The 21,829-nt window shown below is 35.8% G+C and carries 16 protein-coding genes and 2 pseudogenes; 4 read left to right on the forward strand and 14 right to left on the reverse strand.

The annotated features are described in order from the left end of the window. Positions 1 to 19: 19 nt before the first annotated feature. The gene (locus tag BHC43_RS09050) at positions 20 to 1,801 is read left to right on the forward strand and encodes an ATP-binding protein (RefSeq protein WP_100157188.1); all 1,782 of its coding nucleotides are present in this window, start codon (positions 20 to 22) and stop codon (positions 1,799 to 1,801) included. Positions 1,802 to 2,326: 525 nt separating this feature from the next. Here BHC43_RS09050 and BHC43_RS11055 read toward each other — a convergent pair. From BHC43_RS11055 to BHC43_RS09085, 8 genes and pseudogenes are all read right to left on the reverse strand, one after another. Then, positions 2,327 to 2,485 (reverse strand): annotated as a pseudogene (locus BHC43_RS11055) (putative T6SS immunity periplasmic lipoprotein); the annotation flags it as partial. Between the two features lie 101 nt (positions 2,486 to 2,586). After that, positions 2,587 to 2,766 (reverse strand): hypothetical protein, encoded by a 180-nt coding sequence (locus BHC43_RS09055; RefSeq protein WP_100157189.1) that lies wholly within the window; start codon positions 2,764 to 2,766, stop codon positions 2,587 to 2,589. A gap of 58 nt (positions 2,767 to 2,824) precedes the next feature. Next, entirely contained in the window at positions 2,825 to 3,286 is a 462-nt protein-coding gene (locus BHC43_RS09060) for a putative T6SS immunity periplasmic lipoprotein (protein ID WP_100157190.1), read from the reverse strand. Positions 3,287 to 3,344: 58 nt separating this feature from the next. Then, positions 3,345 to 3,806: a putative T6SS immunity periplasmic lipoprotein gene (locus BHC43_RS09065; protein ID WP_100157191.1), complete on the reverse strand. Its 462-nt coding sequence runs from the start codon at positions 3,804 to 3,806 to the stop codon at positions 3,345 to 3,347. Positions 3,807 to 3,864: 58 nt separating this feature from the next. Next, on the reverse strand, positions 3,865 to 4,323 hold the full coding sequence (locus tag BHC43_RS09070; RefSeq protein ID WP_100157192.1) for a putative T6SS immunity periplasmic lipoprotein: 459 nt from the start codon (positions 4,321 to 4,323) through the stop codon (positions 3,865 to 3,867). A 181-nt stretch (positions 4,324 to 4,504) separates the two neighbouring features. Next, complete coding sequence (locus BHC43_RS09075) at positions 4,505 to 5,137, reverse strand: hypothetical protein (RefSeq protein ID WP_144078756.1); 633 nt, start codon at positions 5,135 to 5,137, stop codon at positions 4,505 to 4,507. Positions 5,138 to 5,622: 485 nt separating this feature from the next. Next, positions 5,623 to 7,827, reverse strand: a complete 2,205-nt coding sequence (locus BHC43_RS09080; protein WP_100157194.1) for a heavy metal translocating P-type ATPase — start codon at positions 7,825 to 7,827, stop codon at positions 5,623 to 5,625. A 39-nt stretch (positions 7,828 to 7,866) separates the two neighbouring features. Then, a complete protein-coding gene (locus BHC43_RS09085) occupies positions 7,867 to 8,073 on the reverse strand; it encodes a heavy-metal-associated domain-containing protein (RefSeq protein WP_100151661.1) in 207 nt (68 codons plus the stop codon). Positions 8,074 to 8,184: 111 nt separating this feature from the next. Between BHC43_RS09085 and BHC43_RS09090 the strand changes: the two genes are divergently transcribed. The 3 genes and pseudogenes from BHC43_RS09090 (at position 8,185) to waaA (ending at position 13,628) form a co-directional block, all read left to right on the forward strand. Further along, the gene (locus BHC43_RS09090; RefSeq protein ID WP_100157195.1) at positions 8,185 to 8,586 is read left to right on the forward strand and encodes a MerR family transcriptional regulator; all 402 of its coding nucleotides are present in this window, start codon (positions 8,185 to 8,187) and stop codon (positions 8,584 to 8,586) included. Between the two features lie 129 nt (positions 8,587 to 8,715). After that, a pseudogene (smc, locus tag BHC43_RS09095) lies at positions 8,716 to 12,126 on the forward strand (chromosome segregation protein SMC); the annotation flags it as partial. A gap of 197 nt (positions 12,127 to 12,323) precedes the next feature. Then, positions 12,324 to 13,628 (forward strand): lipid IV(A) 3-deoxy-D-manno-octulosonic acid transferase, encoded by a 1,305-nt coding sequence (gene waaA / locus BHC43_RS09100; protein ID WP_100157196.1) that lies wholly within the window; start codon positions 12,324 to 12,326, stop codon positions 13,626 to 13,628. 724 nt (positions 13,629 to 14,352) lie between these two features. On the opposite strand, the gene BHC43_RS09105 is transcribed toward waaA, so the two are convergent. The 6 genes from BHC43_RS09105 to BHC43_RS09130 all read right to left on the reverse strand — a co-directional run bounded on the left by BHC43_RS09105 (position 14,353) and on the right by BHC43_RS09130 (position 21,616). Beyond that, a complete protein-coding gene (locus tag BHC43_RS09105) occupies positions 14,353 to 14,805 on the reverse strand; it encodes a pilin (RefSeq protein WP_100157197.1) in 453 nt (150 codons plus the stop codon). Between the two features lie 833 nt (positions 14,806 to 15,638). Continuing rightward, positions 15,639 to 17,069, reverse strand: a complete 1,431-nt coding sequence (locus BHC43_RS09110) for a sulfatase-like hydrolase/transferase (RefSeq protein WP_100157198.1) — start codon at positions 17,067 to 17,069, stop codon at positions 15,639 to 15,641. Positions 17,070 to 17,628: 559 nt separating this feature from the next. Then, positions 17,629 to 18,759: a sulfatase-like hydrolase/transferase gene (locus BHC43_RS09115; RefSeq protein WP_144078757.1), complete on the reverse strand. Its 1,131-nt coding sequence runs from the start codon at positions 18,757 to 18,759 to the stop codon at positions 17,629 to 17,631. A gap of 488 nt (positions 18,760 to 19,247) precedes the next feature. Next, positions 19,248 to 19,697 carry a pilin gene (locus BHC43_RS09120; RefSeq protein ID WP_100157200.1) on the reverse strand — a complete coding sequence of 150 codons (450 nt, stop codon included), beginning with the start codon at positions 19,695 to 19,697 and terminating at the stop codon, positions 19,248 to 19,250. Positions 19,698 to 20,113: 416 nt separating this feature from the next. After that, positions 20,114 to 20,563 carry a pilin gene (locus tag BHC43_RS09125; protein WP_100157201.1) on the reverse strand — a complete coding sequence of 150 codons (450 nt, stop codon included), beginning with the start codon at positions 20,561 to 20,563 and terminating at the stop codon, positions 20,114 to 20,116. A 249-nt stretch (positions 20,564 to 20,812) separates the two neighbouring features. Next, positions 20,813 to 21,616 (reverse strand): hypothetical protein, encoded by an 804-nt coding sequence (locus BHC43_RS09130; RefSeq protein WP_100157202.1) that lies wholly within the window; start codon positions 21,614 to 21,616, stop codon positions 20,813 to 20,815. Positions 21,617 to 21,829: the final 213 nt, after the last annotated feature.

A 21,829-nucleotide genomic window follows, 5' to 3' on the forward strand; every position in this document is an offset into this window, starting at 1 on the left:
AATTAAAGGAGTAAAATAAATGGGTTTAGAGCAAAAAAAAATTGATGTATCACCCGATATGCAATTTTATACTTTATTAGATAGCTATCCTTACACGGTTAAAAATGCTTTATCAGAATATATTGATAACGCATTAGAAGCATATCGAACAGCAAAAAAAAACTTAATTCAGAATCTTCCTAAAATTCTTACTATAACGATAAGTATTAAGAAAAATCGAATAATTATAAATGACAATGGTACTGGTATAGCTGAATCAGATATACAGAGGGCAATGAAACCTGCGCTTAAACCAAAAGAACAATCTTTAAGTGAGTTTGGGATAGGAATGAAAGCAGCTTCATTCTGGTTTGGCCAAAAATGGACACTAAACAGCTATCCTGTAGATGGCACTCAACCTTTTTCATTAAAATTTGATTTAAATGAACTTCTTAAAAAAGGGTTACATGAAATACCTCTTAATCCAATAACAAATAGAAGTTATAGTGGGGTTGAAATCATTCTAGAAAATTATAAACGCGAGATTGATGAAAATCATGCCAAAAGGATATGGAAAGAATTACAAGAAACATATCAGCTATTTTGCTCAAGAAAAGATCCTCAACCTATTCTTAATCTGATACTTCAATACAATGATAAAACCTTAGAAAAAGAAGATTTTTCCAAAATTACTGTAACAAATGAGTCTTTAATTTTTCCAGTTTGTAAATATCATAAAAAATGTTTATATGTTATCGGAGAAAATATTGAGTGGAAAAAAAATATAGAGTTTGAATTTAATAACAAAAAAGTTTACGGATTTATTTCATTGGGTAAAAAGTCAAGCCAAACGGAAAATCCTGGGTTGCGGCTATTCAGATTTGGTAGATTGATTAAAGGTACAAGCGAAGCTCATTACCGCCCTACAAATTTAGTTGGAACTTCAAATAAACATGCTCCCTCAAGATTTTACGCAGAACTACATTTAGATGGTCAAGAAATCAGCAATTCAAAGGGAGAATTCATTTTTGATGAATACCTCTTTTTAGATAAATTAAAAAACATACCTGAAGTAATGAAATTTATCGAACAAGCTGAAAATTATAGAAGTAAATTGGTATTAAACAACGATTATAAGAAATTTGAAACATATGAAAAATACGAAGAATTTTTAAAAAGGACAAATACAATTACAAAAAAAAATAATTCTCAATACAAAGACAAACTGCAATATAAACAAGATATTACATTTAGTACACGACAGGATGACACTAATATTCAATTAGATTTTACTCAGGAAACTAAAGATTCAAACAATAAATCTAACATTAATAATATAAATTCAGATAACTTATCCAATTCAGAGCCAAATAATGATTCTTTGAAGGAAATTCAGATTGCAGATCATATTGAATATTCTGAGGCGTTATATCAAAATTTAGAAAAGTTAGGAGTTAGCAAGCTCCCAAAATTTTATTTTTCTCTTTGTAAAATATCACTATCAAAAGATCCTTTAGTTGCTTATGTGTGCGCATGGTCAATACTAGAATCCTTAAAAAATTTATTAAGTGATAATACACAGCAATCTGATTTATCTGCTTTTTATAAAAATAAATTATCTAAAATGATTCCAAACAAAAGTGATAAGAATGATAAGAAAAAATATGAGGTTCCAATTACAGAGATTCATCACAAAGGAAATTTATGTAAACATGATGGTGAATATGAAATTATAAATGCATTACAATTAAATAATGACTTTAGAATACTTGAAAGATTACTTATATTTTGTATAAATGAGAAATTAAATCAAAGTAAGTAATAACTAAAAATTTAATTATAAAACTCAAATTTATATTTGAATAAATTTATTTCATATTATTATATTAAAACTAAAAAATAAAATTTTTTCTGTTAAAAAGCATAATACGTTTGCTGATTATGCTTTTTTATAAAATTTCAAAGAAAGCTCTTTATGATTAAATCTAATTGCTTTTAATATTGTTCATTCAATTTCAGCAAGTGAAGTGTAATGTTAATTAAATGAATAAATTTATGTATTTTTTCGTTATTCTACTATAAGGTTTTTACAGGTAATTTAATGAGGTTGAGATAAAATGACAAATATATAGTTGAACCCTATGCATTGCTTGAATATTGTGTTTTTAATTAAAGGGATTAAATTTTTGCCGGCATTATAAATATATTCTTTGTTTACAGCATTTTGATTGCATTAAGCATCGATATGGTGCATCTCATTTTAATAAAATAATTATCAAATAATTGAAACTTATATCTAATAAAATGTCAAATAAATGATATATACAATCAAGAATAACCACTTGCCTCAGCGTCTAATAATAATTGGAACGTTCCATCCGGTTTTTTTTATAATGCGCATAAATCTCCTCCATGTTTTTTGGGTTGATTTCTGATTTTCGTTATTTCCTTTTTCAGTTGAAATGAAACTAATAGTATAAAAAATATTATTTTGGAAATGATAATTAAAATATAGACATTATTGATTTTTTACATAATAAGGCTCTGAAGAATAGAAATAATTTTTTTTCCACAATTGACCAATCCCTGACTGGAAAACCTCTGTAGTCAAAATACTATATTTTTTGCTGTAGAAAAATTTTTATTTTCAGGGATACTAATACATAGTTGTCCATCTTTTTTTAGTGTAATATCAGGGGTATAAAATACATTGTTGTGCAATATGCAACCTGCTATCAAAGCTATTGTAAGGACTAATGGCAAAATACGAAAAAGATTTTTATTCATTCTCCTTGTGTCCTAATAAATATCATCCAGATAATGTGCTATATTGCTTCAATCAAAATTAAGAATAATCACGTGCTTCTTCGTCTAATAATAATTGCAAGGTTCCATCAGTTTTTTTTATGATTCTCATATCCCTAGTCCAATCTTTATTTGTCGACTTCTGAGATTCATCATTCCCTTTTTCAGTTGAAAAGAAGCTAATAGAATAAAGAATATTAGTTTTAAAACGATAATTAAAATATAAGCATTGTTGATTTTTGACATAATACGGCTTTTTATAATCTTGAAAATTCTTTTTCCAGAGGTATCCAACCCTTCTCTGGAATACATATAAGCTTAAAATATTAAATTCTTTTTTTCGTCGGAAAAAATCTTCATTTGCGGGTATACTGATGCAGGGCTGGCCATCTTTTGTTAATACTATATCTGGCGTATGAAATACATTACGATGCAATATGCAACCTGTTATCAAGACTGCTGGAAGAAATACTGGCAAAATTCGCAAAAGTTTTTTATTCATTCTCCTTGTGTCCCTATGAATTTCATACAGGTAATGTGCTATATTGCTTCAACCAAAATCAAGAATAATCACGTGCCTCAGCGTCTAATAATAATTGCAACGTTCCATCTGGTTTTTTTATGATTTGCATATATCTCATCCATTCTTTATCAGTAGATTTATTATTTTCTTCATTGCCTTTCTCATTTGAAAAAAAACCTATATGGTAGGGAATATTATTCTGAAAATGATAATTAAAAATCAGGCATTGATCATTTTGAACATAATAGGGTTTTGCAGAATGAAAATAATTTTTACTCCAAAGTTCTCCTACTCCTACTTGATAAACATATAAATATGAAATATCAAAGTCTTTTTTTCGTCGGAAAAAATCTTCATTTGCGGGTATACTGATACATGGTTGTCCATCCTTTTTTAATTCAATTTCGGGCGTATAAAATACATTGTTGTGCAATATGCAACCTGTTATCAAAGTTATTGTAAGGACTATTGGCAAAATGCGAAAAAGATTTTTATTCATTCTCCTTGTGTTCTAATAAATATCATCCAGATAATGTGCTGTATAGCTTCAATCAAAATCAAGAATAATCACGAGCCTCTTCGTCTAATAATAATTGCAACGTTCCATCTGATTTTTTTATTATTCGCATATACCTCATCCACACTTTCTTTGTAGATTTTCTATTTTCTTCATCCCCTTTTTCTGTAGAAAAAAAACCAATATCATATAAAATATTAGTCTGGAATTTATAATTGAAATATAAACATTGTTGGTTCTTTACATAATAATAATTTTTAGAATCTAAAAAATTTTTGCTCCAGAGTTCCCCTACTCCAGTTTGATAGACATCTAAGCCTAAAATATTAAATTCTTTTTGGCGACGGAAAAAATCTTCATTCGAGGGGATACTTATGCAAGGTTGGCCATCTTTTTTTAATACAATATCCGGGGTATAAGGCCTTATACAACCTGTAATCAGGATTACTAGAAACAAAATTAATCCCCTGCATGGATATTTTGTTATCAACCTCTTCATACTTTATTCCTTATTGATTTTCGAATAAAAATAGACTTGAAAGCCTTCTAGTTAACAGTTAATGATTGAAATATAGGTTAAAAATATCAAACTGCAAAGATAAACCTTATTCTGGTAGACAAATTCATTATTAATTGTATTTTATGATCATTTTCATTTTCTATTTGGTAAAAATTCTGATTCATCCAAATATTGCTTTTTTATCTTTAGGATTTTTTAGAAATAAGCATAAATTATCTTCATACATTTTAAGCCAGTATTTTTGTACAAGTTGTATACTTTTCGGATAACTATCTTTAAACTCTTCATTTGTAATTTCTTTCCATACATTAAAACCATAATTTTTCAAAGCATAATAATCTGCAATAATGGAAGCCTGCTGCTCCATACCGTAATTAGATAATAGTGTGCCTTCTTTCAACACATATTCGTAATTTGCGATTAAACTGAATGCGCCACGCAAGGCTACCTGCATGCCCATCTGATATTGCCAAACATGGGTCATTTCATGCATAAAAAAATGTTTTCTTCTAATCGGTTCTATGGAATAATCTCTTGAATAATATTCATGCGGCCAGTATATTCCACCAAATGGTGTGATCGCATATTTACCTTGATGCGGCAGCAAGATGCCATCCCGAACTCGTACTTGTGATAATACTATGGCGCTTTTAAAAACAGAGGTTACCATACTCATTTCGCCTGGAGTTAACAGACGAGATTGGGACTTGATATGATTACTTGCAGTTTCGTAAAGAAGATCTAATATTAACCCAGAAGCACCGCAACAACTTTGTGTCAGTAAGTTTGCCATCAGATTACCCCTCTATGGTTATGTAACATTCTAAATTCGAAAATCAGTATTTTTCTGATTTATTTTTCATCCTATTCTAATTCAATCCAAGATGTATTTGGCTTGAATTTATCTAGATGAAATTAAATTTAGTGATAAATATCAAAATGAAATTAATTCTAAAATGATATGCTTATTTGGTATAAAAAAAGCTATATTATTGTGTGATTAGCAGAATATTGAGTACTTTTGTTGATTCACTGTTCAATCATCTCAGTATTAATTTGGTAGAAACAAGGGATTATTTCTGCTAAAAAATATTTCGACAAAATGTTATTTTATGAATAGCAGCGCTACTGGAAAATTGTGCTAATTAGTTATATTTTAAAAAATTTTCACAAAAATCTTAGAAAAATAAGAAAGATTAAGCTGGAAACAGAATTGCGAATGTAAATTATATAGATAGAGTTAAGCGAGAAAATAACTTTACTCAATGAATAAAATATTTATTCCAGCCCGCTTTTTTTCAAGCGTAAAGCATTCAGCAATACCGAAATGGAACTCATGGCCATGGCCGCACCTGCAATCACGGGGCTAAGCAAGCCGATGGCGGCTAGCGGAATGCCAAGTATATTGTAGAAAAAGGCAAAAAACAGATTCTGTTTGACGACGCGCACGGTAGCATGAGCTAAAGCCAGCGCATCGGCTACCTGTGTAACAGAGTGGCGCATTAGCGTAGCTGAAGCAGTATTGGTGGCGACATCAGCACCGCCATACATGGCAAAGCTTACATCGGCGGCGGCTAATGCAGGCGCATCGTTTATACCATCGCCTATCATGGCTACTACTTTACCCTGTTGCATAAGTTGGCGAACTGCTTCGGCTTTCGCGCGGAGATTCATTTCTGCATGATAATGATTAATTCCCAGCTGCTTAGCAATGTATTCTACGACGCTGTGCTGGTCGCCGCTCATAATATAAATGTCAATATGTTGTTGTTTTAGGCGCTGAATAGCTTGAACGGTATCTTGTTTAAGTGCATCGGCTATAGCAAAAACACCCTCTACTTTATCATTGATAGCTACGACTACAATGCTGGCTATCCGCCAGATTTCTTGTTGTTTTAATTCTTCTGGGATGTTAAAGCTGCAATAAGCGGGATTGCCCACTTTGATTGTGCCATATCCCTCTATCTGTGCTTGTGTACCCTGCCCGATATCGCTATGGCTGTTGAAAGCCTTTAAAATGGGCAATTGCTGCTTTTGTGCTGCTTGAATAATAGCCAGTGCCAGCGGATGGGTGGTGAGCTCTTCTACGGATGCAGCCAGTTGTAGTATTTTTTGTTGGCTGTAGTTACTTTCTGGCGCCTGCCATTGCGCAACTATTTGCGGTTGGCCGCTGGTTAAGGTACCGGTTTTATCCAGTACAACAGTGCCTACCTGACTGGTACGTTCGAGTGCGGCGGCATCTTTAAACCAGACACCATAGCGGGCAGAACGCCCCATGCCCACCATCATAGCAGCAGGTGTAGCCAGCCCCAGCGCACATGGGCAAGCAATAACCAATACTGCCACGCCGCGGGTAACAGCTTCGTTAATACCATTTCCCAACCACCAATTTAATAGAAAGGTTAATACAGCTATGGCAACTACAGTAGGAACAAATACCATGGATACTTTGTCTGCCAGCCGTGCAATTGGTGCTTTGCTTCCTTGAGCTTGTGCCAGCGCCTGCATCATGTCGCCCAGCAGGGTCTGGCTGCCTAGGGTCTGTGCCTGATAGGTGATGCTGCCATTGCTGATAAGAGCACCAGCAAGGACTTTGTCTCCGGTTTGTTTTAATAAGGGTTTGGATTCGCCGGTAAGATAGCTTTCGTCACACCACGCTTCACCACTGTGCACGAGGCCATCGGCGGCAATGCGATTACCGGCATTGGTTTGTAGAATGTCACCCGTTTGTATCTGGCTTAAGGGAACTTCTTGCCAGCCGTTTTCTGTCTGCTTGCGTACCATTTTCGGCGTAAGCTGCAATAACAAGCTCATGCTGTTGAGACTCTGTTTTTTGGTACGTTGTTCGAGATATTTTCCCAGTGAGACAAAAGCTATCACCATCACGCTGGCTTCAAAATAGATATATTGATGGGCATGGCTTTGATGGTTAAAGAGCATAATAGTGGAATAAATCCAAATGGCGAGTGTGCCCAGAGACACGAGTACATCCATATTGGCCACGCCGCCTTGCAAGGATTTGATGGCACTGGTGTAAAAAGGCCAAGCAAAGCCAAGCTGGATAATGGTGGCAAGGATAAACTGCCACAGCGGCGGCAGCATCCAATGCTGACCTATTAACATGCCAAGCATGCCAATAATAAAGGGGATGGCAATGAGCCAGATTATGGCCAACCGCCACGATATACCGGTATGTTTACTGGAATTAGCCTCGGCCAGTGCATTGAGACTGCTTTCACTGGCAGGGGTTGCTTTGAAACCAGTTTTAGCTACCATTTGAACAATATCTTCTGTACTTAGCAGCTTGCTGTCAAAGCGGGTTTGTAATTCATCACTGGCAAAATTAACATCAGCAGTCAGTATACCCTGCTGCCGACGCAGTACTTTTTCTATGCGGTTGGCACAAGCTTGGCAATCCATACCCTCAATGGCAAAACGCGCTGAGGTTGTTTGAGAACTTTTTGTAAGCAAGTTTTCTTCCATGGTATTAACCTTTATTTGCCCAACCGCTGAATTGAAAAATTAAACAACATCAAAACCGGCCGCTTCTACCGCAGCTTTTAGGGTATCAATATTGGTAAGGCTTTCATTAAAGCCTACATCGGCAAGACCTGTAGCAAAGTTAACGGCTACAGTTTCTACGCCAGGGCTGCCTTGTAGTGCTGAAGTAACACTTCTGGCACAGCCTTCACACGTCATTCCGTCAATTTTAAACTGAACCATTTGCATGATTGTCTCCAATATAAAGTGGGTCCATAAAAAGTATTTTAGTAAAGCTTAAACCTTAACCCTGTGATAAAGTCAAGTTTTATTCCGGTTTCTCCATTTTATTAATTTGCAATGAATATCAGTACAGCAGAAAAATTATCCGGCTTGTCTAGCAAAACAATACGTGATTACGAAGCCGCTGGCTTAATTCGGCCACAGCGACAAAGTAATGGCTATCGCGATTACACTGATGCAGATATTGCTACATTGAGTTTTATCCGCCATGCACGTGAAGTGGATTTTTCACTGGCACAGATTGCTGAGCTGCTTGCCTTACGCAATGATCCACTGCGTGCCAGTGCGGATGTAAAATCTTTGGTAGGTGAACATATCCAGCGCTTGAATAAAAAAATATCAGATTTGAATAATATGAAAGATACATTGGAAAGCTGGTATAACCGTTGTAAAGGCAATGATTCACCTAATTGTGCCATTATTGATGGTTTGGATAAGCGTGGTTGTATGAAGTCGTAAAACTAATACGGTATCGCATTTTTGATTAAAATATTATAAACAGGTATTTGAAGTAACTAAAACTGTCTTTTTGTTTAAAACCAGCTAAAATAGCCAATTTTGTGGCTATTTGCCTGCTTTATTGTTGCTATGCGTCTAACCCATATCAAACTTTCCGGCTTTAAATCTTTTGTTGATCCCACTACGATTGCCGTACCAGGAAAGCTGGTGGCTGTAATCGGGCCAAATGGTTGTGGAAAAAGCAATGTGATTGATGCCGTGCGCTGGGTGCTGGGCGAAGCTTCGGCCAGACAGCTGCGCGGTGAAAGCATGCAAGACGTGATTTTTAATGGTGCCAACACCCGTCGCCCTGCCCCGCGCGCCAGCGTGGAACTGGTATTTAACAATAGTGACGGTCAGCTTCAGGGAGCATGGGGACAATATGGTGAAGTGGCAATAAAACGCCAGCTCACAAGGCAAGGTGAGTCTACTTATTATATTAATAATCAAGTAGTACGCCGGCGTGATATTACAGATTTATTTTTAGGTACAGGGGTTGGAGCTCGTGGCTATGCAGTGATAGAACAAGGGATGATTTCACGCATAATTGAAGCAAGGCCGGAAGAACTTAGAGCGCATATTGAAGAAGCGGCAGGTGTCTCCAAGTACAAGGAACGCCGCCGTGAAACGGAAAACAGACTGGCAGACACACGCGAACACCTGCAACGACTGGCCGATTTACAAAGTGAGCTAGACAGGCAGGTAGAAAAATTACAACGACAAGCAAATACAGCACAACGCTATCAGGAACTAAAAGAACAAATAGCGGGTAAACAGGATTTATTTGATTATAGCCAATGGCAACAGGCACTGGCTCAGGCTGATGATGCTACTGCAATGTATCAACAGCATGACAATGCTCAGGCAACACTTCAACAGCATCTAGAAACACTTGAAGAAAACCTTCAGCAATTGCGCGAACAGGAACAGCAGCAACAGCAACAGGTACGTGAAGCAGAAATGCAACGCGCCGGTCTGCGCGAACAGTGGGCGCGTCTGGAAGAGCAGATCCGTCACCGGCGTGACTGGCAACAGCGCATGGCGCGAGAACAAGCACAGGCTCATTCAGAACTGCAACGATTGCATGAAGAAGACCGGCAACAGCAAGAGATGCTCGAATCAGCCAATAGTGAATTGGAAGAACAGCAAATAGTGCGCGAAGAATGGGCTATGCAAGCTGCCGAGCATGAAGCACGTATGCCAGAGCTCGAAGAGCTGGCACATCTGGGTGAACGCACACGCCAGAATCAACAGAATGAGCTGGCGCGGCTGGAGCGTGAACAGGCAATTAAACAACAGCAACACCAGCATGCAAGCAGCAGTATTACGCAGTTACAACAACGTCAGCAGCGGCTGGAAACAGAGCTGGCGCAGTTAGCCTTACCCTCTGAAGAAGAGATGGAAAAAACGCGGGACAGTGCAGCTGAACTGGAACAGGTAGTAGCAACACTGGAGGAAAACCTGCTGCAGTTTGAGCAGCAGCGAGACAATGCCCAACAAGCACTGGCACTGGCTCAACAACAGTATCGCCAGTTGGACAAACAGCAACTTACACTGAATGCTCAGGTGGAAGCGCTTACCTTAATGTTGCCAAAAGCAGAGCACAGCAACACAACAGCGTCAGAACATACTGATATTCCCTTGCTGTGGCAGCATATGCAGGTCGAACCACACTGGCAGCATGCAACCAGTGTAGCGCTGGGGCATAAAATTCAGGCTCATTACTGTGAACAGCTACAGCTAGACAATATCCAGACTGAGCACACTTCGGTATGGGTCAATCTAAACACTCCATCCGAAACATTACCCGTTGCCAGCGATGCCTTGTTGCAGCATATTAAAGTAGAATCACCCTTTGAAGAAGTATTGAATTTCTGGCTTCGGCAGGTGATATGCGCTGAATCTTTGCAAGCAGCCTTACTACGGCAAAAGGAGTTAGAGGCACATCAACTGATTGTTACTCCAGAAGGCCATTGCATAGATGCTATAAGCATTACCTTATATGCTGAAGATAATGGCTCTAGTTTATTGCAACAGCAGCAGCAATTACGTGAACTGCAACAAGCCCTTGTGGATATCGAACAACCCTGCCAACAGTCACAAGAAGCCATGCAGCTGGCACAGCGAAATCTGGATAATACAGAAGCTCAACTATTACAGTGCCAGCATCAATTGAAACAACAACAACAAAGCTGGCAGGCTGCCTCAGCACAGGCCACAGAATTGATTGCACGTACCAGCCAAGGGCAGCTTCGCCGGCAACATATTCAGCAGGAATGTGCCCAAATAATCAATGAATTAACTCAATACGAACATATACAGCAACAGGCACAAACAGATGCCGATAATCTGACGCTAGCTATAGACCAATTGCGTCCCCTGCTAGAAAGCCATACGACCAACCAGCAGAACCAACAGCAAACCCTCAAACAAAGCCAGCTGGCACTACTAGAGGCACGAAGGCAACAAGGGCTGGTTGAAATGGTCATTGTGCGCCTACAGCAGCGAATTCAGAGTGCGTCGCAGGAACGCCAACGAATTGCACGTGAGACCGAACGTTGGCAAGAGCGCCAGAGCGAGCTGGCTCTTGGTATTGTTGACGAAGAAGTAGAAGACGAACAAACTTTGCAAACTGAAGAATTGAATGCACAGATTAATGTAGCCAATGAACGTTGTGCCGATGCACAGCAACAGTTGCAAGAGCTTCAGCAACTGTTACAACAGACACAGCAACAACAACACACACTAAACAGCCGCTTACCACAACTACAGGCGGACACACAAAAAGCCCTACTCCAGCAGCAGGAAGCCTTACTAAATGCCAAACATTTTTACGAAACACTTCAACAGAATAAAGCCGATATAGATACATTGACAGAACAATTTGCCCATACCCAAGCAGAATCTAAGGAACTAAGCGAGCAAATCGCTATTCTTGCACAGAAAATCAATGCTTTGGGCGCTGTAAATCTGGCTGCTTTACAGGAATTGGAAGAAGCCCATGAACGCGCTCAATACTATCAGCAGCAAACTGCTGATGTTCAGGCCGCCATAGCATTACTGGAAGAAGCCATCAGTACCATTGATGAAGAAACAAAATCCCGTTTTAAAACCACATTTGATGCAGTCAATCAAAAAGTACAAAGCTACTTCCCAACCTTGTTTGGTGGGGGCGAAGCACACTTGGATATGGTTGGCGATGACTTACTCAGCGCGGGCGTATCCATTATGGCGCGACCGCCTGGCAAGAAAAACAGCACTATTCATCTGCTTTCTGGTGGCGAAAAAGCTTTAACTGCTATGAGCCTTGTATTTGCTTTGTTCAGCCTGAATCCGGCACCATTCTGTTTGCTGGATGAAGTAGATGCGCCATTAGACGATGCCAATACCAGCCGTTTCTGTCAGCTGGTACAACAAATGTCCGCCCAAACCCAGTTTGTTTATATTTCCCATAATCGACTAACCATGGAAATGGCTGAGCAATTGGTAGGTGTTACCATGCAAGAAAAAGGAGTTTCACGGATCGTGGAAGTTAATATCCGGCAGGCTTTGGATATGGCTGAAGCCTAGGCCGAAGAACAAATATCGATATCAAGTACCTCATTCCTGTAAACAACTGCTTATAAACGGGGTTAAACCCGTGTGTTTTTTTATTATATTATGAAGACCTTGAAACAGGCCTTTCACATTGAGTGCATATGCTATTGAATCTTTTATATCAATTTTTATGGTTGCTCGCCCCACCTTTTTTACGCCGTTATTTGCGTCGACGTGCCAGACTGGCACCGGCCTATGCCCTAAATTGGTCCGAACGTTTTGGAAAACCTTATCCGAATGCGGTAAAAAACGCTATCTGGATTCATGTAGTATCAGTAGGAGAAACGCGTGCCTCAATACAGTTTATTCACGCGTTGCAAAAGTGGTTTCCAAATACTCCTCTTTTAATCACTCAGACTACGCCTACCGGCCGTGCAACTGTGCAACATTTTTTTCCTCAGGCACAGTGCCGTTACCTTCCCTATGATAAAAAATCGTGGGTAAAGCAGTTTATCCAAGACCACCAACCTTTATTTGGTGTACTGATGGAAACAGAAATATGGCCGAATTTAATTAATATCTGTGCTAAAAATCGCATTCCTCTGTTTATGGCTAATGCACGCTTATCAGAAAAATCATTGCAAGGCTATCTGAAAGTGCGATCGCTGGTTGCTCCTGCTCTCAGCACCTTGACAGGCTGTTTTGCTCAGACAAATGCAGATGCCGAACGCTTAAAACAAATTGGTGCAGCACATCTGAAAATATGTGGTAACACCAAATATGATATTTCTCCAACCGAAGACATGTATGCTCTAGCACAGACATTCAAACAACGTATCGGCAACCGGCCTGTGGTGATTTGTGCCAGTACCCGCTTTTACCATGGCAGCGACGAAGTACAATTATTGCTAGACGCATGGGCAAAACAAAAAACCAGCCATACATTACTGATCATCGTCCCGCGCCATACAGAACGTTTTCAACCAGCTTTTGATTACGCAGAAAAACTTAATTTCATTACACAGAAACGTAGCGATAATCTAAATATTGCTCCAGAAACTCAGGTTTGGATTGGCGACAGTATAGGTGAGTTGTTTGCTTATTATTTATGCGCCGATATCGCTTTTGTAGGCGGTAGTCTCGTTGACAGCGGCTGCCACAACATTATCGAACCCATCGCCTGCAACCTACCCACTTTATTTGGCCCATCTACGTATAATTTCGCTGATGCTGCACCAAAAGCGGTTGCTATCGGAGCCGCGCAACAAATCAGATCTGCTGAAGACTGGGCAACTACCTCATTAGCCTTACTTGCCAATCCACAGCAACGCCGATACATGTCGGAAAATGCAGAAGCTTTTATTACTCAACATCGCGGTGCCAGCGAAAGAATGGCACAGGCCATTTTGGACAATCTTGCGCTTACAGCCAAGAACTCTCAGCACGAAGACAAATATTGTATTTAAAGAGCTGCAAATTATAAAAAATATATTAAATAAACCCTATGGCATATTTTTATTTAATAAATCAAGTACATTAATACTGATTTTATATTTGGAATCAATAACAAGACTGATTCAGATTAAATACACTTTTATTTTAATTAATAAAATGAGCCAAACATATTTTCGTTTGCTTAGTAGGAACTTATGTATTTCAATTTCATATACCTAAATAAATGATACAGAGTCAAGCTCAAAACTTTCTTTGTATTCATCAAATATAATTAAATAAATATGATATAAGCATTCATAAATATACTTATTCTGACCTTATCAGCGAAGATTTGAAAAACTATTTTGAAATCCACTTCTGGCATACTTTTGTCTGCCGTCAAATAATGGCTAAAAGCCATTGTAAGTATTTTTACCAGCATATCGTGTTAAGAATACGGATAATAAGTATTCAATTTCAGCTACTAGATATTTAATTTACTCTGTCCTGCCTTATTCTTAGCATGATATATCACACAAGAGTATAACTTATGATTAAATCAATAGACTAATAGCATTGACAACCAGAAAAAACTTCTATTAAATATATAAAATTGTTATAAATACAGATAAAAAAATTTATAACAATTTAAAAGATAAGGTAGTTTCATTAAAAATTTAATATTATTTGCATTATTCGCTTTTTGTTCATATAAAAAAGCCACTCAAAGTGGCTTTGTATTAAATTCAATAAGGATTACAGGTAAGCTTTAGGAATGTATTTATCATTCATATTAGTTCCGGTAGCATTCTTTTTCAAAGAGCCATTTTTCAAAACTGACAATACCAAAACTTTACCAGAAATAGCTGAAGATACGCCGGTTTGATTGACAGTATACTTAATTGTACAACCTGTATCACCCATGGCTGAAGTAGCTGAAGTCATGGTAACGGAACCACCGATTTCTGCTGTGCCATATTTACCTTTTTGCTGATCTACAGCAGCATTAGCACCAGTTGTACATACACTGTTTTGCATGTTATCTACTACCTGTGATTTCAAACCAGCAGCAAGGCTAGAAGCTTCAGATGCCTGAGAACGAGCAATATAGTCAGAGTACGCAGGTACAGCAATAGCAGCCAGAATACCGATAATTGCAATTACAATCATCAATTCTATTAATGTAAAACCTTTTTGAAATGCTTTCATTTTAGTCTCCACGTCAATATGGTTAATAAACTAGTTGAACATAAAATCATGAGCAATTTATATGCCTAATTTTAGAATTATACTATTTTTATATATTAATTTCATTATTTAACATTTATATCATAGAATTCAAACCAGTAACATAACGAATATTTAGACTTAAGATTAAGCTTAAGAAATTTATTTATAATTTTCGATTATCAAACTGTTTTGTAAAACAATCTATTTTGTAATAGACAAGCACTACCATTTGATGCGTTTAATTATTGCGTGAGTATTGCTTATATAACTAACACAAAGGTATACAGCTACTGCCACAATATTACTAAAACAATCGTCCGCAACTTTCTCACCTTGTTTGGTTAGACTAATCGAGATGTCGATATTGCAAGCCCAAAGAATACCCTATTGGAGTGTAACAACAAATTCGCCGCTCGGAAAACAACACCTTTACCTCATATGCCTTATTTACCCATCCTCAGCAAGAGACCAATACATTTCAAAAATGCAAAAGCGTTTATTGCACATTATCGGAGCGCTAAGCCAAGCTTGGCACAGGTCATTTTTGTAATTTTGGTCTTACGACAAATCATTCACTGTATTGGGATAAATATGTAGTTTAAGAAGCTGCAAAATTACAACCAAGTAATTAAATGTGCTCTAAAGCATTCTTTATCAAGTTATTTAGATACATTCATACTGATTTTATTTTTAAAAAATCAAAAACCATATTGACACACATAAAAATTTCTCTTCAATTTAATCATATAATACTATTTTATAGTATAAAAATACCAAATCTATTTAGTAAGTTAGGCATGACATTAAGCCTATTAATTAACTCGTATGTGAATAAATGGCACTGAATCAGGCTTAAAACTGTCTTTAAATTCATCGAACACAATGGGCGGGCTATGGTCACCAACAACTACAATATCAGTATGCTTAAAACCACCTCTTTTTATTTCATCAGCAAGTACCTGAAAAAACTGATGTTGAAGATTCAAATTCCGGCATGCTTCTTGTCTTCCATTAAATAATGGCTGATGGCAATCGTAAGTATTTGCTCCCAACATATCCAGCTCAGAATAAGGATGATGGGTGTTCAGTGTTAGCCAATATATAAATGATTTATCCTGTGAAGCTTTATTTGCGGCTGATACATCATGCACAATAATATAATCACAAGCTCCAGGGAATGAATAACAAAGTTTTATATTACTAAAATGTGGATAAAAATGTGCATTTTGCAAACCCATATACGGATACCATTCTTTACGGTTATACATCTTAGAAGAAGATCCATGAAAAGCTTGTATATCATAACCTTGTTTTTGTAATCTTACCGGAACACATTTTTTGAACTTATCAAACGGGCCTAGTTTAAAATTGGAACTTTTAGCTTTCAAATCACATAACTCTCGCAGCTCCCCCATTATGGTACTGTGGAGTGCCGGATTTTCACCCTGAGCAATTAGTTTTACATTGGGCAAATTCAGCAAAGGTGCTTTTACCGATGAATTAATAGCGCCATGTTCAGGTACAAAAGTACCCCATGATTCATTTAAAATGAATAGTATTTTTTTTGGGGGATGCTGCAAATTAATTTGCTTTTGTAACACACCTCCATGTGGCCAATCATAAAACTCAGGGTTGACTTTTCTGAGCCAAAAAATTTGCATATTATATTTATAATTTTGAATAGTTTCGTAATAACTTCCCCACCAACCAGTAGTCTTATAGCGATCAGAAAGATTAGTACCACGATAATCGTAAAAGCAAAATACAAACAATAAATATAATATAGATAATGGTAGAATCATTTGCGTAGAAGCAAAACGAACCAAATATTTGAAAATTAGAAATAAACTTAATATCAGATAACCAAAAATTAATCCTAAAATTATCCAATATAATTTTGGCGCTTGGGGAAGAAAATGAAGCAACCCAATGAATTCTGATAAATTTTCATAACGATAAAATTGCTTAATCCAATACAAAATGTCAAAAATATAAATGCAAACGTAGGAGATGGTAAATAATAATATTGACCAATTTTTTCGCAGACACAATAATGGAATAATCCAAACATATTCCAATACAACCACATACCGCTGGGAGTGAATCAATGCTTGTGATAACCAGAAAAAAACATTATTTATAATTAGATAAAAAGCTATAAAAAGCCATAACCGAAAAGAAAAATACTTATTAAATATATGTATTACTTTTGAAAATAAAGGGAAATTTACTTCAATATTCATCAATATTTCTTATATAAAGTATAAGTATGATCACATATAAATGAAATTTTCATAAATGATATCATATGAAAATTAAGACTGAAAATATATTTTAAATATTTATATTAATTCGAATATTTACTGACATTATGTAAATATATTTCCCCCCAATAAAACAATAAAGTAAAATCTAAAATAATATTAGTAAATATTATTTTAGAAAAAGATTGTCTATCAAATTTTATAAGACTATAAATTTCAATTCATTAATTTAGAAAAGATCTGTAATTTCATTATCGTTTAAAGTAAATTGTAATGTACAAACCCACTAGCTCCCTGTACCCATTTCTATAGTCAAACTCTTTTAAAACATATAAATTTTTTATAACATTAAGGCATCAATAAAAATATTGGGCGAAGTTTTTTTTACCCATTCTTCCGCTTCAAATAATTTTTGCAACTATTATGGATTTGGAAATCTAAAAATTAAAGGCGATAAAAACTGTAAGGTACCCTTTATTACTAATTTAGAAGTAATTACACAGGCTACCTTACAAAATTTAGTTAAATATAAACTATTTCAATTTACTCGTACGTGAATATATGGCACAGAATCAGGCTTAAAACTGTCTTTATATTTATCTAACATAATAGGAGGGCTATGATCACCTACAACTACGATGTCAGTGTCCTTAAATCCTCCGGCTTTGATTTCATCAGCAAGTACTTGAAAAAACTGATGTTGAAGATTCAAATTCCGACATGCTTCTTGTCTTCCATTAAATAAAGGCTGATGGCAATCATAAGTATTCGCTCCCAACATATCCAGCTCAGAATAAGGATGATGGGTGTTCAGTGTTAGCCAGTATATAAATGATTTACCCTGTGCAGATTTATTGGCAGCTGATACATCATGCACAATATTGTAGTCACAAGCTCCAGGAAATGAATGACATTGCTTAATATTACTGAATTGAGGAAAAAAATGCGCATTTTGCAAATCCATATGCGGATACCAATCTTTTCGGTCATACATCTTGGCATAAGAACCATGGAAAGCTTGGACTGTGTACCCTTGTTTTTGTAATCTTACCGGAACACATTTTTTGAACTTATCAAATGGACCTAGCTTAAAATTTGAACTTTTGGCTTTCAAATCACATAACTCTCGCAGCTCCCCCATTATGGTACTGTGGAGTGCCGGATTTTCACCCTGAGCAATTAGTTTTACATTGGGCAAATTCAGCAAAGGTGCTTTTACTGATAAATTAATAGCGCCATGTTCAGGTACAAAAGTCCCCCATGACTCATTTAAAATAAATAGTATTTTTTTGGGAGGATGCTGTATATTGATCTGCTTTTGTAACACCCCACCATACGGCCAATCATAAAATTCAGGTTTAAGCGTTCCACGCCAGAAAAACTGTGTATTAAATTTAAGATTTTGAATCGTTTCGTAATAACTTCCCCACCAACCTACAGTCTGATAACGATCTGATAAATTAGCACCGCGATAATCGTAAAAAAATATGGCAAAAAGCAAATACAATACAGATAAAGGTACAATTATTTGCGTAGAAGCCAAACGAACCAAATATTTTAGGATTAAAAATAAGCTTAAAATGAGATTGCCTAAAATAATTCCTAAAAATAGCCAATATAATTTTGGTGCCTGTGGAATGAAGTAAAGTAAATCAACGAATTCAGACAAATTATCATAGTGATAAAATTGTTTAATCCAGTACAGAATATCAAAAATATAAATACAAATATATATTATAGTAAATAAGACCAACGACCACTTTTTACGCAAGCATAACAACGGTATTATCCATACGTATTCGAGTACAATATCATAACGTTGTGAATAAGTAATTAAGTGTGCAAGCCAGAAAAAAACATTATTTATGATCAAGTAAAATATAAGAAAACACCACAACCGTAGCGAAAAATAACGCTTAACCAAGAAAAAAATTTTGGAAAAAACGGGAAAATGTACAGCCAATTTCATATTTAGATCACATTGTATTAATTTATATAATATTTATAAGGAATTACTAATACATATTAATAATCTTTATAAAAAAATTTGCCCATAAATGAAGGCAAATTTAATATTTAGCAGAAAGAGTAATCATTTATTATTTAGAAATATAGAAAAGCCACCATCGGTGGCTTTATGTTGTATCTTAACAAAAATTATAAATAAGCTTTAGGTATATATTTTTCATCCATATCTGTACCGGCTGCTGATTTCTTTAATGAACCATTTTTCAACACAGACAATTCTAATTTTTTACCTTTAATAGCAGCAGAAACACCGGTACTATTTACAGTATACAGAATTGTACAACCTGTATCACCCATGGCTGAAGTAGCAGAGGTCATTGTTACGGATCCTGCAATTTTTGCAGTACCGTATTTACCTTTTTGCTCATCTATAGCTTGATTATTTGAATCACAAGTATTGTTTTGCATGTTATCTACTATCTGTGTTTTCAAACCGGCAGCCAGACTAGAAGCTTCAGATGCTTGAGAGCGAGCGATGTAGTCAGAATAAGCAGGTACAGCGATGGCTGCCAAAATACCAATAATCGCAATAACAATCATCAATTCGATTAATGTAAAACCTTTTTGGAATGCTTTCATTTGAGTCTCCAGTTAAAACAGTGAATAACCTAATTACACATTAAAAGGATATAGCAAATATCATGCCATAAACTATTATTTAACATTTTTTATCTTATATTAAGTAAAGATAATTATATGTAGATTAACTAAATATCCAAAATGTTTCACATTATTTGTCTCAAAACACAAACTACTGAATATAAAAATTTTTAGATATCAAAACATTTTAATTCACTAAAAGAATATATTTTCAAATACTACGAAATGGATAAAGCAATTCCAATTAAAAATTGTTAAATTGTAATTGCATTGACAATATAAACAGAGTTTATTTTTCCGTCTTTCAATAAGTATTTTATTGGCTAAAATATTAATTTCTTACAAGCTATCAATAATTTGATGCTATCCTAACAATTTATATTTTCAATTAATAATTAACTCAAAGATTTGGGCAGATACTTTTTATCAATTGTACCGTTATTAAATTTCAGAGTACCGTTGGCAAGTACATCGACTACCATATAACGGTTAATTAATACTGAGGAAGCTTTTTGTGAATATACAGTGTATTTAATTTGGCATCCTGTTTGAGCGCTTACTGAATTTTGAACATTACTCAATGGAAATTCAGTACTAATTTCTGCAATACCATATCTACCTGTATAACGATATTCAGATTGATTCTGAGCTCTACAGCGTTGGTGCTGCATATTATCTAAAACCTGAGCTTTTAAATTTCCAGCTAAATTAACACCTTCGGCTAATTGAGCACGAGCGCTATAGTCTGCATATAAAGGCACCGCAATAGCTGCCAAAATACCAATTACAGCGATCGCAATCATTATTTCAATTAGTGTAAAGCCTTTAGCTTGTAATTTATTCATAATATATTTGATTAGATGAATGAATTTTTCTAAATATTCATAATATTGAAAATATTTATTAAATGATATTATATTTTATAATAACTTTCATAAACTATTTATATTTAAACTTGTCTGTAATTTAGCTATTGATATTTTTAGTCATTGATTACCTTATAATTGATTTAATTTTATATCTTGGTAAATCATAAACTTATACGGCAGAAAATATAAGTTATGTTTTATTTTAAGCTAATCACACTGAAATTTTTACAGATAAAATTTTTTCATATACGCCCATACGGCTTCCAGCATGGCCAGCTGATCTGTTGTGTGCCCCATTTCTGCTTCAGCATTGATGTAATCAATCTGTCTCTGCGCGGCCCAGACTGATAATGAACCATCATCGCGCACTGTCTGATTATTCTGTAAAACCACATTGAAATTATGGCTGGCAAAAAAATTAAAGGCTTGTGCACTTGTTACATAAAAAAAATCGTGCGGATTTTTGTTCGGGCTAATGGCTATCTGACTCACGTCTTGAGCCATGGAGTTACCCGGCATATAGTTTCTTACGGACAGTCCGGCTGTGTGTGTGTTATGCACTGCAATAATCAGTTTTTTCTGGCTTAAATACTGTTGCAGGAAATTTTCAGCCGCCGCACTCAGCTGCTGCAAGATTAGTGCGCAGTTGCCTTTACTACATTTTAATGCTGTTTTTCGTCCGTTTGCAGTAAAAATTCTATTTGGGTCAAAGTGAAAGCTGAACTGCTGATTATGGATGATGATTTCGCGGCTGCCGCCATGGCGCAAATCCAATAAACATCCTTGCTGCATTTGATTTAAGATATTCAATGCAGTGCGTCGAGCAGTTTCTTCATTATCATGAACGTGTATCCATGCGATATCCGGCCAAGGCGTACCTGTACAAGTTTCGTAGGCAGGTATAGCAATAACTGTATTAGCAGGAGGAGAATTGTCTATAGCTGCAGTTTCCGCGTGTAGGGGTAGCGCTATGGATAATGTGATCCATAGCGCAGCGTATTGATAAAAATGGATAATTTTTTTCTTCATTTTGTTTACCATATGATTTTATTACATTTTATTTTTCGTATTAGCTGTTTATAGACTTCTATTTTTATTCTTTAAAAAGATGTGTACTAGCCTTATTAAAATTAAGTAGTGCATAGTTTGCTTTTAGAAATTTACTAAGTAATTTGATGTTAACTTCGAATCAGCTTACATTTTGAGTTTAAGGTGTCAATTTTTGTCACTTTCAACTGATTT

Source organism: Snodgrassella alvi, assembly GCF_002777855.1.
Taxonomy (GTDB): Bacteria; Pseudomonadota; Gammaproteobacteria; order Burkholderiales; family Neisseriaceae; genus Snodgrassella; species Snodgrassella alvi_E.